Source organism: Roseixanthobacter liquoris, assembly GCF_043195135.2.
In the GTDB taxonomy this organism is placed as follows: domain Bacteria; phylum Pseudomonadota; class Alphaproteobacteria; order Rhizobiales; family Xanthobacteraceae; genus NCEH01.
In genome coordinates this window covers 1,600,596-1,614,778 of sequence record NZ_CM195537.1, presented here as the reverse complement: position 1 = coordinate 1,614,778, position 14,183 = coordinate 1,600,596, and the positions used below count along the sequence as shown (strand labels likewise).

The following is a 14,183-nucleotide window of genomic DNA, read 5'->3' as shown; positions in this document are numbered from 1 at the left end:
CGAGCGGGATGAAAATTCGACCGCAGGCAAAAAAAAGGCGCCGCAGGGGGCGGCGCCTGGTTTCGCACGGGGCAAGGTCACAGCCAGGAGCGCTGCTCGGCCGCCGTCGCCTCATAGGTGTTGATGCTCGCGCCCTTTTCCAGCGTGAGGCCGATATCGTCGAGCCCTTCCAGCAGGCAGCGCTTGCGGAAGGGGTCGATCTCGAACCGCACCGTGCCGCCGTCGGGGCCGCGGATCTCCTGGGCCTCCAGGTCGATGGTCAGGGTGGAATTGGAGCCGCGGCTGGCGTCGTCGAACAGCTTGTCCAGGACTTCCTGCGACACCACCACCGGCAGGATGCCGTTCTTGAAGCAGTTATTGTAGAAGATGTCCGCGAACGAGGTGGAGATCACGCAGCGGATGCCGAAATCGAGGAGCGCCCAGGGGGCATGCTCGCGCGAGGAGCCGCAGCCGAAATTATCGCCCGCCACCAGGATCTTCGCCTTGCGATAGGCCCGCGTGTTCAGGACAAAATCGGGGTTCTCGCTGCCGTCGTCCTTATAGCGCATCTCGGCGAACAGGCCCGTGCCGAGGCCGGTACGCTTGATGGTCTTCAGATAATTCTTCGGAATGATCATGTCGGTATCGACATTGACCATCTTCAGCGGCGCCGCGACGCCTTCGACCGTGGTAAACTTTTCCATCGCCTTCCGGCTCCCTTCAGGGCCCTCGGCCCGCTTGTTCCGGCGGCCGAACGGCCGCGCCGACCCGCCCGCGCCTCAGCGCCGGCCCATACTGAACAACATGCGCTGAAGGACATCGTCCTTGCGAATGAAGTGATGATAGAGCGCCGCGAGCGCGTGGAGCCCCGCCACGATCATCAGCAGGTTCGCGCTATTTTCATGCACCCATAGCACTTGCCGCGCGAAATCCCGATCCGGCGTCAGCGGAGAGGCGATCGTCAGCAGCCCGAAAAGCGAGATGCTCTGCCCGCGCAGGAAGGTCATGGCGATGCCGAGCACCGGGGTGGCGATCAACAGCACGTAGAGCGCCAGATGGACCGCATGGGCGGCGATCGACATCAGCCGGGACAGCGCATCCGAAGGTGCCGGAAGCGGCCCCACCGCCCGCACCACGAGCCGCGTCACCACCACCACCAGCAGGACCAGGCCGAAGGAAATGTGCAGGCCCCAGACCGTGCCGCGCTGCGGCGTGCCGCGCGCGAACAGGTCCACCACATAGGTAAGGCCATACACCGTGAGGACGAGCGCCACAGTCAGCCAATGGAGTGAACGCATTGTCAAAGTATAGCGTTTTTGAGCGACAAGATCACGCATTGCACCATTCCTGTAGAAGCCAAGCCTGTGTAGCCAGCGCTACCCGCCACGTCCAGGACCCATCTAGTCTTCGACCTGCGATTCCACGCGCTCCATGTCGGCATCCGAAAGGCCGAAATGATGGCCGATCTCATGAATCAGCACGTGTGCAATGATCTCTCCCAGGGTTTCCTCATTCTCCGACCAATAGTCCAGAATTGGACGACGGTAGAGAAAAACCATGTTCGGCAGGCGCCCCGTATCCGAGACCGCGCCCGCCTGCGTCAGCCCCACGCCCTGGAACAGGCCCAGGAGATCGAAGGGCGATTCGGCTTCCAGCTCCTCGAGGACATCGTCCTCGGGAAAATCCTCGATCCGCAGCACCACGCCGCCGCAGAGCGCGCGGAAGCTCTCGGGGAGGCGCGCGAACGCGTCCTCCGCAAGAATCTCAAAGGCTTCCAGCGACGGCGCTTCGCGGCTGCGCCAGGCGATGGCGTTGTTTCTGGCCGTGGACCCGTTGGGCATCGCTTTCCTGCTCCCGTCTTGCCGGCCCCTGGTGCCGGCGCCGCTCCAAGTTGCGCCCAAGGTCTCGAACCCGTGACTATGGTTTCGGAACCATTAACGCTGCCAGGATGTTTAACCACCAGAAGCATTCAGGAGAGTGACCATGCTGCGCAAATTGGCGGTCACCGGCGCTCTGGTGACAATTTTAGGCGTTGCCGCGTATCTGGCCCCGCAGGAAGCCCACGCGGCAACCTACGTGACCTCGGCCTTTATCCTCTGACGGGTTTTATCCTACCGTACCCGTCGGAATTCTGCTGCGTAAAGTAGGTGCTGAAAGCGAAAGGGCCGGCCCGCATGTGCGGCCGGCCCTTTTCTTTGCTGCTCAACCGTTGGGCCAGTGCCGCACATCCACGAAATGGCCGGCGATCGCCGCCGCCGCCGCCATGGCCGGCGAGACCAGGTGCGTGCGGCCCTTGTGACCCTGGCGCCCCTCGAAATTGCGGTTCGAGGTGGAGGCGCAGCGCTCCTCGGGCGAAAGCCGGTCGGCATTCATGGCGAGGCACATGGAGCAGCCCGGCTCACGCCATTCGAAGCCGGCGGCGCGGAAGATCTTGTCCAGCCCCTCGGCCTCGGCCTGCAATTTCACCAGCCCGGAGCCCGGCACCACCATGGCGTTCACATTGCCGTTGACGCGATGGCCCTCAACGATTTTCGCGGCCTGCCGCAGATCCTCGATCCGCCCATTGGTGCAGGAGCCGATGAACACGCGGTCCACAGGGATGTCGGTGATCTTCGTGCCGGCGGAAAGGCCCATGTAAGCGAGCGCGCGCTTCTTGGCGTCGCGCTTCACCTCGTCGGCGATCAGCTCCGGATCGGGAACCAGCCCCTCCACGGAAATCACGTCTTCCGGGCTGGTACCCCAGGAGACGATGGGCGGCAGATTGGCGCCGTCGATGCGGATTTCGGCGTCGAAATGGGCATCGGGATCGCTATAGAGCGTCTGCCAGAACCGCAGCGCGGCGTCCCATTCGGCGCCCTTGGGCGCGCGGGGCTTGCCCATGATGTAGTCGAACGCCTTCTGGTCCGGCGCCACGAGGCCGGCGCGGGCGCCCCCCTCGATGGACATGTTGCAGACCGTCATGCGCCCTTCCATGGAGAGCGAGCGGATGGCGTCGCCGGCATATTCGATCACATAGCCGGTGCCGCCCGCGGTGCCGATGGTGCCGATGATGGCCAGCACCACGTCCTTCGCGCCCACGCCCTCGGGCAGCGGCCCGTCGACCGTGACCCGCATGTTCTTGGCCTTCTTCTGGATCAGCGTCTGGGTGGCGAGCACATGCTCAACCTCGGAGGTACCGATGCCGTGGGCCAGCGCGCCAAAGGCGCCGTGGGTGGAGGTGTGGCTGTCGCCGCACACGATGGTGGTGCCAGGCAAGGTGAAGCCCTGTTCCGGGCCCACCACATGCACGATGCCCTGGCGCACGTCGCGTTCATCGAAATATTCGACGCCGAACTCGGCCGCGTTCTCCGCCAGCGTCTCCACCTGGAGCTTGCTCTCGGGATCGTCGATGCCCTGGCTGCGATCGGTCGTGGGCACGTTGTGATCCACCACGGCCAGGGTCTTGGCGGGCGCGCGCACCTTGCGACCGGCCATGCGCAGGCCCTCGAACGCCTGCGGGCTGGTGACCTCATGCACCAGGTGGCGGTCGATATAGAGCAGGCAGGTGCCGTCGTCCTGCCGATGCACGACGTGGTCGTCGAAAATCTTGTCGTAGAGGGTGCGCGGGGCGCTGGTGGGCTCGGTCATGGGGAATGTCCTGAGGATCGGGCGCTCGGCCGCGCGGGCGCGGCAAGCCGAAATCGATGACGAAGATCTAAAGGGTCAGCGACCGAGCGCAGCCAGGGCGGCAGTGGTGAACCGGCCAAAAAAGCGGCCCGGCAGACGCACATGGTCCGGCACCGCTGCAAATTCCATGGTCGTGCGCGCGAACGGCCCAGCGGCGCAAAAGGCCGCCTTGGACAGGCGTGTGCAGGACGGATCGGAACGGTTCATGGTGCTTTTTTAGCAGTTCCAGCGTGGCGCGACAATGGACAGACCTATGCGCAGAACGCTGCGCTGCAAGAACTGCCACCCTGCCGGGTACCGCATAAGATCTGCATCGTTCTCAGGGCCCCCTCGCCAGCCATGATCGCAGCGCCATTGCTGCATCGCAGCAAATATTGTTGCCTAGCTCTGGATCAGGCGCGGGGGATCTGGACGGAGAAAAACCATGCGGTTGGAAGGCTATGTCCTGGGCGCGCTCATGGTCGCGGCGAGCGCGGCGATATTCGGCGATCTCGGACGCGCGGCCGCGCCCGACGAAGCCGAGCTGCACGCGCAGGCACCCGACGCATCGAGGGACATGTCGTCCTTGTCCCAACAGGCGGGGCCTGGGGTCGCCGACCCCTGCGACGCTCCGCGGGCGACGGCGCTCCGCTTCCTCGACCAGGGCGCCTATACCGCCGAGGTCTCGCCCGGCTGCGCAGCCCCCTGAGGCTGCGCCCATCGAGTCTGGTCCCGCAGGCCGCGCGCAGTCCGGCGGCGCGCGCCGAAGGCCGCCAACCGAGCGCGCGCCGCACCGCCAGCGGTGAAAAAAAACGGCCCGCCTTGCGGCGAGCCGTTAATCGTCACCGGGACGCTTGGCCTCACTCGGCGGCGAGCCGGACTTCCGGCTGGGCGGCGCGCACGGCCGCGTCCACATGGCTTTCGAACTTGGCGAAATTATCCTGGAACATGGCGACCAGCTTGCGCGCCGTCGCATCGAACTCGCCCTTGTCCGCCCAGGTCTTGGACGGATAGAGGACGTGCGGCTCGATGCCCGGCACCGAAGTCGGCACGGCAAATCCGAAATAGGGATCGGTGCGGAAGGAGACGTCCTTCAGCGAGCCGTCCAGCGCCGCCGACAGCAAGGTGCGGGTGACCTTGATGGGCATGCGCCGGCCGACCCCGAACTTGCCGCCGGTCCAGCCGGTATTCACCAGCCAGCAATCCACCCCGTGCCCGGCGATGAGATCCCGCAGCAGATTGCCGTAGACGGACGGATGGCGCGGCATGAAGGGCGCGCCGAAGCAGGTGGAGAAGGTCGCCTCCGGGTCCTTCACGCCCTTCTCCGTGCCGGCGACCTTCGCGGTATAGCCGGACAGGAAGTGATACATGGCCTGGGCCGGCGTCAGCTTGGCGATCGGCGGCATCACGCCGAACGCGTCTGCGGTCAGCATGATGATGTTTTTCGGCTGGCCCGCCCGCCCGGTGGGGCTGGCATTGGGAATGAAATCCAGCGGATAGGCGGAGCGGGTGTTCTCGGTGAGCCGCCCGTCGTCATAATCCGGCACGCGGGTGACGGGATCGAGGATCACATTCTCCAGCACCGTGCCGAACCGGTCGGACGCGGCGAAGATCTCCGGCTCGGCCTCCTTCGAGAGGCGGATGGTCTTGGCGTAGCAGCCGCCCTCGAAATTGAACACGCCGTCCGCGCCCCAGCCGTGCTCGTCGTCGCCCAGCAAGGTGCGGGCCGGATCTGCCGAAAGCGTCGTCTTGCCGGTTCCGGACAGGCCGAAGAACACCGCCACATCCCCCGCCGGCCCCGCATTGGCCGAGCAGTGCATGGGCATGACGCCCTTCGCGGGCAGCAGATAATTCAGGAATGTGAAGACCGACTTCTTCATTTCGCCGGCGTAGGAGGAATTGCCGATCAGGACGATCTTGCGGGTGAAATCCACCGCGATCACCGTATCGCTGCGCACGCCGTGGCGCGCCGGATCCGCCTTGAAGCTCGGCAAATCGATGATGGTCATCTCGGGCACGAAATCAGCCAGTTCCGCGTGCTCGGGCCGGCGGAGCATGGTGCGGATGAACAGCGAGTGCCACGCAAATTCGGTATAGACGCGGGTCTTGATGCGATAGGTGGGGTCCGCGCCGCCGTAGAGATCCTGCGCGAACAAGGTCTTGCCCTCGGCCGCGGTGAGGAAATCCTGGTACAGAGTTTCGAATTGTTCCGGCGTGATGGCACCGTTGTTGTCCCACCACACCTCGGCCTCGGTCGCGGCGTCGCGCACCACGAACTTGTCCTTCGGGCTGCGGCCGGTATGCACCCCGGTCTCGGCCATCAAGGCGCCACCAGCGGCGAGGCGCCCTTCCAGGCGCTCCAACGCGTGCTCGTACAGCGCCGGCGCATTCAGATTCCAGTGCACGCCCGTCAGATGGCGCAGGCCGAAGCTATCAGCGCCGCAGGCGCTATTGCGAAATCCAGTTTCGAGCACCGAAGTCTCCCTCTTCCGCAGCATGATGCCGGGCGTTTTGTCGCCGCGGGCGTTATTCCCGCAGGAGGGCGCAGACTAAATCGGTGTTCCGTGCGTGTGAACTCACTTCCTCTGCGATCAAAACGATTAAATCGAATTTATGCTGCGTCACGAGCACGCTCGACAAGCGCAACAAGAACTTGCCGCACCGCAGCAACACTTGTGACGCGGTCCGGAAATTCCAGCCGCACCACCGCGTCACCGCGCCTGAGATCGCATCCCATGGGATCGAGCGCCACCATGCTCCACCCCTCGCCCGGCGCGCACAAAAGCTTTTGTGCATATAAATCAAGGGCGTCCGAGTGGTCGGCATTCATATGGGCGAGAATGCCGGCCTGCGCCGCGCGCACCGGCTCGGCCCCCGACCAATCCGCGATCACCTCGGGACCGTTCAGGGTCAGGATGCGGCCGAAGCCTTGCACCAGATGCGCTTCCTCGACCGCCACCCGGTAGAAGGCAAAATCGTCGAAGTCCGCATAACCGCCGGCCGTGCCGTGACGGGCCAGGAAGCACGCCCGCGCATCGGCATCGTCGGTGGCGCGAATGCGGCCGAGCAGGCTGGCGCGCCCGGCGTTGAGAGGATCGGTCGCCGCCGGCGCGGTCACCAGCAGCGAGACCCGGCCGTCGCGCAGGAAATTGCGGGTATGGCGCGCGAGCCGCGACAGCAGCAGCACCGGGAGACCTTCTTCATCAAGCGCCATCGCGACCAGCGACGCATAGGGCGCCCCGCTGTCCTCCAGCGTCGCGAGCGCGGCAAAGCCGGCCTCGTGCATGAGGATGCGGACGGCGCGCGCGCCGGTGTCCCTGTCGCTGGTCATGGGCAATTTCCTTCCTTCGACCCATGTTCCGCCCCCGCCGGTCGCGGTCAAGCCCGGGACGCTCCCGGGGCCATCCCGGGGCACGGGCGCGATCCATTTGGAAATTCCAGGTTTTCCCGCTATTTTGGTGGGAGATTCTGACATGGTGTCACATTTCGGCCACGGGAAACGGGTTCACCCCAAGACGGTCGCACAACGGCCCACAGGACCTTGAAAGAGGTGTCATGCCCACCATCGCCCTCGTCGACGACGATCGTAACATTCTCACCTCGGTCTCCATCGCTCTGGAAGCGGAGGGGTATCGGATCGAGACCTATACCGACGGGGCATCCGCGCTCGACGGCTTCAAGACCTCGCCGCCCGATCTCGCCATCCTCGACATCAAGATGCCCCGCATGGACGGCATGGAGCTGCTGCGCCGCCTGCGCCAGAAGACCGACATGCCGGTGATCTTCCTCACCTCCAAGGACGAGGAGATCGACGAATTGTTCGGCCTCAAGATGGGCGCCGACGATTTCATCAAGAAGCCGTTCTCCCAGCGCTTGCTGGTGGAACGCGTGAAGGCGGTGCTGCGGCGCGTCGGCGCCAAGGACGGCACGGTCCCGCGCGAGACCGACAGCGCGAAGGTGCTGGAACGCGGCCTCCTGCGCATGGACCCGGAGCGCCACACCTGCACCTGGAAGGGCGAGCCGGTCACCCTCACGGTCACCGAATTCCTGATTCTCCAGGCGCTCGCCCAGCGCCCCGGCGTGGTCAAGAGCCGCAATGCCCTGATGGACGCGGCCTATGACGATCAGGTCTATGTGGACGACCGCACCATCGACAGCCACATCAAGCGCCTGCGCAAGAAGTTCAAATCCGCCGACGACAATTTCGAGATGATCGAAACCCTGTACGGCGTCGGCTATCGGTTCAAGGAAAGCTGAAGTCGGGCGCCGCCCGGCGCCCCGCGCCATGAGCATATTCCAGAAGCGGACGGCCGCCGCCAAGGCCGCGCCCCTCTCTCCCGATGCCGATGAGGCGGAAGAGGAGATGCGCGTCTATGAGGCGCGGGGCCGCAAGCGCAGAGATGATACCGGCGTCGGCGACCTCTCCGCCGACGGCGCGCCGCCGCAGCCACGCAGCCTGCTCGCCAAGCTGCGCCGGCTGCCGCGCTTCGTCGCGTTCAAGAGCTTCTCCAGCCTCACGCGACGCATCGTCCTGCTGAATTTGGCGGGCCTGTGCGCGCTGGTTTCCGGCATTCTCTATCTCTCCGAATTCCGTGCCGGCCTCATCGATGCCCGCGTTCAGAGCCTGCTGGTGCAGGGCGAGATCATCGCCGGCGCCATCGCGGCATCGGCGCAGGTCGAGACCAATGCCATCACGATCGATCCGGAGCGGCTCCTGGAATTGCAGGCCGGCGAAAGCTACGGCCCCTCCGAGGAGGGGTTCGCACCGCTGGAATTCCCCATCAATCCCGAGCGGGTGGCGCCGGTGCTGCGCCGCCTCGTCGGCCCCACCCGGACCCGCGCGCGCATCTACGACCGCGAAGGGGTGATGCTGCTCGATACGCGCTCGCTCTATTCCAAGGGCGAGATCCTGCGCTTCGACCTGCCGCCCCCGACCCAGCCGCGCCCTGGGCTGCTGGAACGCACGTGGCGCGGCCTGCAAAGCTGGGTCGGGCGCGGCGACCTGCCGCTCTACAAGGAACTCGGGCCGCAGAGCGGCAAGGACTATCCCGAGGTCGCCTCCGCCGCGCTGGGCCAGAAATCCAGCGAAGTGCGGGTCGACGAGCGCGGCCGCGTGGTGGTTTCCGTCGCGGTGCCGATCCAGCGCTTCCGCGCCATTCTCGGCGAATTGCTGCTCTCGACCCAGGGCGGCGAGATCGACGAGGCGGTGGAGGCGGAACGCTTCGTGATCGTGCGGGTGTTCCTGGTGGCCGCCGCCGTCATGGTGCTGCTCTCCGTGCTGCTCGCGGGCACCATCGCCGACCCGGTGCGCAAGCTCGCCGACGCCGCCGAGCGGGTGCGCCGGCGCATCAAGTCGCGCGTGGAGATCCCCGATTTCACCTCGCGCTCGGACGAGATCGGCCATCTCTCCGGCGCCCTGCGCGACATGACCAGCGCGCTCTACAACCGCATCGAGGCGATCGAGAGCTTCGCCGCCGACGTGGCGCACGAACTGAAAAACCCGCTCACCTCGCTGCGCTCGGCGGTGGAGACGCTGCCGCTCGCGCGCAACGAGAATTCCCGCAATCGCCTGCTGGAAGTGATCCAGCACGACGTGAAGCGGCTCGACCGCCTGATCTCCGATATTTCCGACGCGAGCCGGCTGGATGCCGAACTTCAGCGCCAGGAAGCGGTCACGGTGGATCTGAAGCAATTGCTGGAGATGGTGGTGGGCATGGCCCAGGACGTGCGCAAGGACGACGGCGTGAAAGTGGCGCTGAAGTTCGAGCGCGCGCCGGGCGCCGCTGCCGATTTCACGCTCGTGGGTCACGCGTCCCGCCTCGGCCAGGTGGTGGACAACCTCGTCTCCAACGCCCGCTCGTTCTCGCCGCCGGGCGGCACCGTCACCGTGACCTGCCGCCGCCTCAAGGACGGCGCGGAAATCGTCGTCGACGATCGCGGACCCGGCATCCGGCCCGACGCCCTCTCCCGCATCTTCGAGCGCTTCTATACCGACCGGCCCGACCATGGGTTCGGCCAGAATTCCGGCCTCGGCCTCTCCATCTCGCGCCAGATCGTGGAGGCCCACGGCGGCAGGATCTGGGCCGAGAACCGCACCGCGCCGGCCAAGGACGGCACGGGCGAGACCGTCACCGGCGCCCGCTTCGTCGTGCGCCTGCCGAACGGCTAGCCCGTGGCGCCCGCCGCCACCATCCACGGCAGTTGCGTGCGGATCGGCGAATGGGGGGTGCTGATCCGCGGGCCCTCCGGCAGCGGAAAATCCACGCTCGCCCTGCGCCTGATCCTGGACCCGCCCCGCGCGCTGCCCGAGGCGGAGCTGGTGGCGGACGACCGGGTGCGCCTCGCGGCGGAAGCCTCCGGCGTCAGCGCCGCGCCGCCGCCCGAGCTGGCGGGCCTGATCGAGGTGCGGAAACTCGGCATTCGCCGCCTGCCCCACATTGATGCAACGCGGCTGCACCTGGTGGTGGATCTCGGCTTTCCCGACATGCCGCGCCTGCCGTCCGATGCGGATTCGCGCACCTGCATTCTCGGCTTCACCTTGCCCCGCATTGCATTTTCGCACGAAACCGACGGCGCCCTGATGATCGCTGCGGCATTCAAGACACTTTCTTACTGATTCGTCCGGTGCTTTTGTGCGATGCACCCCTTGCGTAATTTTTGAGCCGCTCTGAATATGACCACCCCGCAGCGCGGGAGGCCTCCCATCGTTTTGATGGTGGAGGCGGAGGCAACATGATCGGTCTCGTACTCGTCACGCATGGCCGCCTGGCCACGGAATTCTGCTCCGCCCTGGAGCATGTCATGGGCCCCCAGGCCCAGATTGCAGCCGTCACCATTGGACCCGACGACGACATGGAGCGACGGCGGCACGACATCATCGACGCCGTGGATCGGGTGCAGTCGGGCCAGGGCGTCGTCATCCTGACCGACATGTTCGGCGGGACGCCTTCCAATCTCGCCATTTCGGTGATGAACGCGCCGGATGTGGAAGTGGTCGCGGGCATCAACCTGCCCATGCTGGTGAAGCTCGCCAAGGTGCGCGGCGAGATGCCCCTCTCCGAGGCGGTGGACGTGGCCCAGGAAGCCGGCCGCAAATATATCAACATCGCGAGCCGCGTCCTTGCCGGCAAATGACCCCTCCAACGACCCGCAGGTGAACGAGGCCTGTGGCGCGCCGGCGCCCGCGGGCGCCCTGGTGCGGGTTCTGCCCATCATCAACAAGCGCGGCCTTCACGCGCGCGCCTCGGCCAAGTTCGTGCAGACCGTCGAGCGCTTCAACGCCACCGTCACCGTGTGCCGCAACGGCGAGGCGGTGGGCGGCAATTCCATCATGGGGCTGATGATGCTCGCCGCGGCGCCCGGTACCAGCGTAACGGTAACGGCGTATGGCGAAGAGGCGGTCCAGGTGCTCGAAGCCCTTCAGGACCTGGTGGCCGATCGCTTCGGGGAAGGCGAATAACGCGGCAATTCCGTGGCTTGCCCTTTCAATCGCCTTCCGAAGGGCACATTTGCGTGAACAGAGATAACATTCGTCGGCGCACCGCATAGGGGCGCCACGCCGGCCGTCAGTCGAGTATGCTCACGCACAGCACCGCGCCGCAGGAGACCGAACCGCGCACACCCACAAGACGGGTGCGCTTCGGCTTGTCCGGCAAGCTTCTGCTGCTGACCCTGGTGTTCGTGACCGCCGCCGAGCTGGCGATCTTCGTTCCGACCATGGCCAATTTCCGCATCTCCTGGCTGTCGGACCGGGTGGCGGCGGCGCGCACCGCCGCCCTGGTGCTGGACGCCGCGCCGGAGGAAACCATTCCCCCCGATCTCACCCGCCAGCTGCTCGCCAATGTGGGTGCGCAACTGGTGGTGGTGAAGGCGCAGGATACCCGCCGCCTGCTCGCCATGTCCGACATGCCGCCCACCGTGGACCAGCACCTCGACATGCGCGAAATCACGCCCTGGCACGCGGTCTGGGACGCCTTCGGCACGCTGCTGGCCACCCGCGAGCGCACCTTGCGCGTGGTGGCGGAAGCGCCGCGCGGGGAGGAGTTCCTGGAAATCGTGCTCTCTGAGGCGCCGCTCCAGCGCGCCATGTGGCGCTTCGCCACCACGGTGCTGACCATTTCGCTCCTGGTGTCCGGGCTTGCCGGTGCGCTGGTCTATATCAGCCTGCACCTGCTGTTCGTGCGGCCCATGCGGCGCCTCACGGAGCGCATGAGCGCCTATCGCGAGGCGCCGGAGGATGCCTCGCGCATCATCACCCCCAGCGGCCGGGGCGACGAGATCGGCATCGCCGAGGAGGCGCTCGCGGAATTGCAACGCGAACTCTCCCACACCCTCACGCAGAAGAGCCGGCTGGCGGCGCTGGGCCTTGCGGTCTCCAAGATCAATCATGATCTGCGCAATCTGCTCGCCTCCGCGCAGCTGATCTCCGATCGCCTGCTCTCCCTGCCCGATCCGGCGGTGCAGCGCTTTGCGCCCAAGCTGGTGGCGGCGCTCGACCGCGCCATCGCCTATTGCGAGCAGACCCTATCCTACGGGCGCGCCCAGGAGCCCCTGCCCGATCGCCGCGACGTGGACCTCGGCGCGCTGTTCGACGAGGTGCGCGACATGCTGGGCCTGCATCCCGGTGCGGAAGGGAATGTGGACTGGGTGGTGACGCTGGATCGCCCCCTGACCGCCGACGCCGACCCGGACCAATTGTTCCGCGTCATTCTCAACCTCTCGCGCAATTCGCTCCAGGCACTTGAGGGCCACAAGCCGCGGCCGGCGGGGCGGGACCAGATCCGCGTCGCGGCGCGGCGGCGCGAGCATGTGGTGGAGATCGAGATCTCCGATACCGGGCCGGGCATCCCGCCCGCCCGGCGCGACCGGCTGTTCTCGGCCTTCCAGGCCTCCGCGCGGGCCGGCGGGACCGGGCTCGGCCTGCCCATCGCCGAGGAGCTGGTGCGCGCCCATGGCGGCGAGATCCGCCTTCTCGATCAGCCCGGCGGGGCGACATTCCTGATCACCATTCCCGACCGGGCGCAGGAGGCGCGGCCGCGCGGCCAGCGCCTGCGGGCGGGCTGAGGTTTCACACGAAAGCCGCGCGAGCCGCAGACGAACCGCGAGTCAGGGGCACGCTTCCGCGCCTTTTCGGCCAATGACACCGCGATTTCCGGCGAAGATTCGCTTTTTTGTTCGCCGTCCGCCGGACCTCCGCGAGACGCCCCGCGCTCGGGGGGAGGGATCCCGCCCCCGCCGCCCGCGATGGCCCGCCACGGCCCATGATCCGACGCCCGCGCGCGCGGAAAATATCCACAGGGCCGGAAATGGCGCACCGCACTTTGCCCTTGCCAGGGTAAAATAAAAGCTGTAGCTCACACTTCCTCGCAAGCGGGTCGCCGCTTCGAGCCCTCGGGGCCTCGGCCCCGGGCGATCTTCGGATCGACAATGGGAAAACAAAGCGCCCGTAGCTCAGCTGGATAGAGCACCAGACTACGAATCTGGGGGTCAGGAGTTCGAATCTCTTCGGGCGCGCCATTGTTTCCAATGACTTAGCGGCGGTTCCGGGAAAAGCGCTTCCCCTCGCGCACACGCTCATCCCCTTCTCCACCCAGGACGCTCCAGCGACGCCACCCGCTCCTAGGACGCTCCAGCGACGCCGCCTGCACGCTTTCTGCTCGGAACGCGCGCCCTCACCCGCCGGTCGCCGGACGCAGAGGCGCGCCCGGCATGGCCACGGGTCGGTCCGCTCGGCGGCTCAGGACGGCCTGAAGCGGATGCGGCACCTTAGGCCGGCGGGGATCTTCAGGTCCGCATTGGGCAGGGCGAGGCGAACGCCGAAGGTGCCGCTGGCGGTGTCGAGCACCTGATCCACGACCGTCACCTTGGCCGCGTGCCGCGAATTCAGCGGCGCGTCCAGGGTGACGTCCGCGACCGTTCCCGGCGGAGTCTTTCCATAATAGACCACCGGCACATAGACCTCGACCCGCAGCGGATCGATCTCGGCCAGGGTCAGGAAGGTGGATTGCTCGTTGCGATACTCACCCGCCTCCATGGTGCGCTCGACGACCACGCCGTTGATGGGGCTGGTGATGTGCTTCTGGTTGAGCACAGACTGGGCGCGCTCCACCTCCAGGGCGGCCGCCTCCAGGTTAAGCTCCGCTTCCCGCAGGTTGAATTCCGCGATCTCGGCCTGGGCGGTTGCATCGTCGAACTGGAGCGCGGTGACGGCCCCGGCATTGGCCTGCCGCAGGCGAATGATGCGGTCCGCTGCCTGGGCGGTGAATTTCACCCGGGCGCGTGCGGCCAGAACGGGCTGGTCGTTGCGGGCGCGCGATTTGGCGATGGCGAGTTGGGCCCGCTCCACATTCGACTCAAGCTCCACCAGGAGTTCCCCCGCCTTCACCCGATCGCCGCGATCCACATGAATCTTCTCGATCAGACCGGGCACAGGGGCGCCAAGCTTCACCTTGGCATTGGCGTCGACGAGGCAGTCGTACTCCATGTCTTGCAGCGGTTTTGTCTGCGCCCGGGCGCCGGGGATGCCGGCCAGCATGGCGAACACAAGGAAAATGCCCGCC

Annotated in this window: 15 protein-coding genes and 1 tRNA gene; 8 read left to right on the top strand and 8 right to left on the bottom strand. The window is 66.4% G+C overall.

Annotated elements, in window-relative coordinates:
* Positions 1 to 77 precede the first annotated feature (77 nt).
* The 5 genes from leuD to V5F84_RS07140 form a co-directional block, all read right to left on the bottom strand.
* Positions 78 to 683, bottom strand: a complete 606-nt coding sequence (gene leuD / locus V5F84_RS07160; protein ID WP_394046039.1) for a 3-isopropylmalate dehydratase small subunit — start codon at positions 681 to 683, stop codon at positions 78 to 80.
* Between the two features lie 75 nt (positions 684 to 758).
* Positions 759 to 1,277 (bottom strand): cytochrome b/b6 domain-containing protein, encoded by a 519-nt coding sequence (locus tag V5F84_RS07155; RefSeq protein WP_509277175.1) that lies wholly within the window; start codon positions 1,275 to 1,277, stop codon positions 759 to 761.
* A 102-nt stretch (positions 1,278 to 1,379) separates the two neighbouring features.
* A complete protein-coding gene (locus V5F84_RS07150) occupies positions 1,380 to 1,820 on the bottom strand; it encodes a metallopeptidase family protein (RefSeq protein ID WP_394046035.1) in 441 nt (146 codons plus the stop codon).
* Between the two features lie 361 nt (positions 1,821 to 2,181).
* Positions 2,182 to 3,606, bottom strand: a complete 1,425-nt coding sequence (gene leuC, locus V5F84_RS07145; protein ID WP_394046033.1) for a 3-isopropylmalate dehydratase large subunit — start codon at positions 3,604 to 3,606, stop codon at positions 2,182 to 2,184.
* 75 nt (positions 3,607 to 3,681) lie between these two features.
* Entirely contained in the window at positions 3,682 to 3,852 is a 171-nt protein-coding gene (locus V5F84_RS07140; RefSeq protein ID WP_394046031.1) for a hypothetical protein, read from the bottom strand.
* Between the two features lie 217 nt (positions 3,853 to 4,069).
* Here V5F84_RS07140 and V5F84_RS07135 point away from each other — a divergent pair, with 217 nt between their 5' ends.
* Positions 4,070 to 4,333, top strand: coding sequence for a hypothetical protein (locus V5F84_RS07135; RefSeq protein WP_394046029.1), 264 nt, complete (start codon positions 4,070 to 4,072; stop codon positions 4,331 to 4,333).
* Positions 4,334 to 4,484: 151 nt separating this feature from the next.
* Here V5F84_RS07135 and V5F84_RS07130 read toward each other — a convergent pair whose 3' ends face one another.
* Together V5F84_RS07130 and V5F84_RS07125 are read right to left on the bottom strand one after the other, a co-directional pair.
* A complete protein-coding gene (locus tag V5F84_RS07130; protein ID WP_394046027.1) occupies positions 4,485 to 6,122 on the bottom strand; it encodes a phosphoenolpyruvate carboxykinase in 1,638 nt (545 codons plus the stop codon).
* A gap of 113 nt (positions 6,123 to 6,235) precedes the next feature.
* Positions 6,236 to 6,955: a HugZ family pyridoxamine 5'-phosphate oxidase gene (locus V5F84_RS07125; RefSeq protein WP_394046025.1), complete on the bottom strand. Its 720-nt coding sequence runs from the start codon at positions 6,953 to 6,955 to the stop codon at positions 6,236 to 6,238.
* 224 nt (positions 6,956 to 7,179) lie between these two features.
* Here V5F84_RS07125 and V5F84_RS07120 point away from each other — a divergent pair, with 224 nt between their 5' ends.
* The 7 genes from V5F84_RS07120 to V5F84_RS07090 all read left to right on the top strand — a co-directional run bounded on the left by V5F84_RS07120 (position 7,180) and on the right by V5F84_RS07090 (position 13,140).
* Positions 7,180 to 7,881 carry a response regulator transcription factor gene (locus tag V5F84_RS07120; RefSeq protein WP_348846619.1) on the top strand — a complete coding sequence of 234 codons (702 nt, stop codon included), beginning with the start codon at positions 7,180 to 7,182 and terminating at the stop codon, positions 7,879 to 7,881.
* Positions 7,882 to 7,987: 106 nt separating this feature from the next.
* Complete coding sequence (locus tag V5F84_RS07115) at positions 7,988 to 9,793, top strand: sensor histidine kinase (protein ID WP_394046117.1); 1,806 nt, start codon at positions 7,988 to 7,990, stop codon at positions 9,791 to 9,793.
* A gap of 3 nt (positions 9,794 to 9,796) precedes the next feature.
* The gene (locus tag V5F84_RS07110; RefSeq protein ID WP_394046023.1) at positions 9,797 to 10,240 is read left to right on the top strand and encodes an HPr kinase/phosphorylase; all 444 of its coding nucleotides are present in this window, start codon (positions 9,797 to 9,799) and stop codon (positions 10,238 to 10,240) included.
* Positions 10,241 to 10,356: 116 nt separating this feature from the next.
* A complete protein-coding gene (locus tag V5F84_RS07105; RefSeq protein ID WP_394046021.1) occupies positions 10,357 to 10,758 on the top strand; it encodes a PTS sugar transporter subunit IIA in 402 nt (133 codons plus the stop codon).
* Positions 10,745 to 11,083, top strand: coding sequence for an HPr family phosphocarrier protein (locus tag V5F84_RS07100; RefSeq protein WP_394046019.1), 339 nt, complete (start codon positions 10,745 to 10,747; stop codon positions 11,081 to 11,083). The genes V5F84_RS07105 and V5F84_RS07100 overlap by 14 nt, the downstream gene beginning before the upstream one ends.
* 116 nt (positions 11,084 to 11,199) lie before the next feature.
* Positions 11,200 to 12,687 carry an ATP-binding protein gene (locus V5F84_RS07095; RefSeq protein WP_394046017.1) on the top strand — a complete coding sequence of 496 codons (1,488 nt, stop codon included), beginning with the start codon at positions 11,200 to 11,202 and terminating at the stop codon, positions 12,685 to 12,687.
* Positions 12,688 to 13,063: 376 nt separating this feature from the next.
* Positions 13,064 to 13,140: transfer RNA gene (locus V5F84_RS07090), tRNA-Arg, on the top strand.
* Positions 13,141 to 13,360: 220 nt separating this feature from the next.
* On the opposite strand, the gene V5F84_RS07085 is transcribed toward V5F84_RS07090, so the two are convergent.
* On the bottom strand, positions 13,361 to 14,158 hold the full coding sequence (locus V5F84_RS07085; RefSeq protein ID WP_394046115.1) for an efflux RND transporter periplasmic adaptor subunit: 798 nt from the start codon (positions 14,156 to 14,158) through the stop codon (positions 13,361 to 13,363).
* Between the last annotated feature and the right edge of the window lie 25 nt (positions 14,159 to 14,183).

What these genes read in the sequence shown, in the direction of transcription:
- V5F84_RS07095 (WP_394046017.1), top strand. Translation starts at nt 11,200, where the DNA reads ATGCTCACGCACAGCACCGCGCCGCAGGAGACCGAACCGCGCACACCC.
- V5F84_RS07120 (WP_348846619.1), top strand. Translation starts at nt 7,180, where the DNA reads ATGCCCACCATCGCCCTCGTCGACGACGATCGTAACATTCTCACCTCG.
- V5F84_RS07150 (WP_394046035.1), bottom strand. Translation starts at nt 1,820, where the DNA reads ATGCCCAACGGGTCCACGGCCAGAAACAACGCCATCGCCTGGCGCAGC.
- V5F84_RS07085 (WP_394046115.1), bottom strand. Translation starts at nt 14,158, where the DNA reads ATGCTGGCCGGCATCCCCGGCGCCCGGGCGCAGACAAAACCGCTGCAA.
- V5F84_RS07115 (WP_394046117.1), top strand. Translation starts at nt 7,988, where the DNA reads ATGCGCGTCTATGAGGCGCGGGGCCGCAAGCGCAGAGATGATACCGGC.
- V5F84_RS07140 (WP_394046031.1), bottom strand. Translation starts at nt 3,852, where the DNA reads ATGAACCGTTCCGATCCGTCCTGCACACGCCTGTCCAAGGCGGCCTTT.
- V5F84_RS07130 (WP_394046027.1), bottom strand. Translation starts at nt 6,122, where the DNA reads ATGCTGCGGAAGAGGGAGACTTCGGTGCTCGAAACTGGATTTCGCAAT.
- V5F84_RS07125 (WP_394046025.1), bottom strand. Translation starts at nt 6,955, where the DNA reads ATGACCAGCGACAGGGACACCGGCGCGCGCGCCGTCCGCATCCTCATG.
- leuD (WP_394046039.1), bottom strand. Translation starts at nt 683, where the DNA reads ATGGAAAAGTTTACCACGGTCGAAGGCGTCGCGGCGCCGCTGAAGATG.
- leuC (WP_394046033.1), bottom strand. Translation starts at nt 3,606, where the DNA reads ATGACCGAGCCCACCAGCGCCCCGCGCACCCTCTACGACAAGATTTTC.
- V5F84_RS07155 (WP_509277175.1), bottom strand. Translation starts at nt 1,277, where the DNA reads ATGCGTTCACTCCATTGGCTGACTGTGGCGCTCGTCCTCACGGTGTAT.
- V5F84_RS07135 (WP_394046029.1), top strand. Translation starts at nt 4,070, where the DNA reads ATGCGGTTGGAAGGCTATGTCCTGGGCGCGCTCATGGTCGCGGCGAGC.
- V5F84_RS07105 (WP_394046021.1), top strand. Translation starts at nt 10,357, where the DNA reads ATGATCGGTCTCGTACTCGTCACGCATGGCCGCCTGGCCACGGAATTC.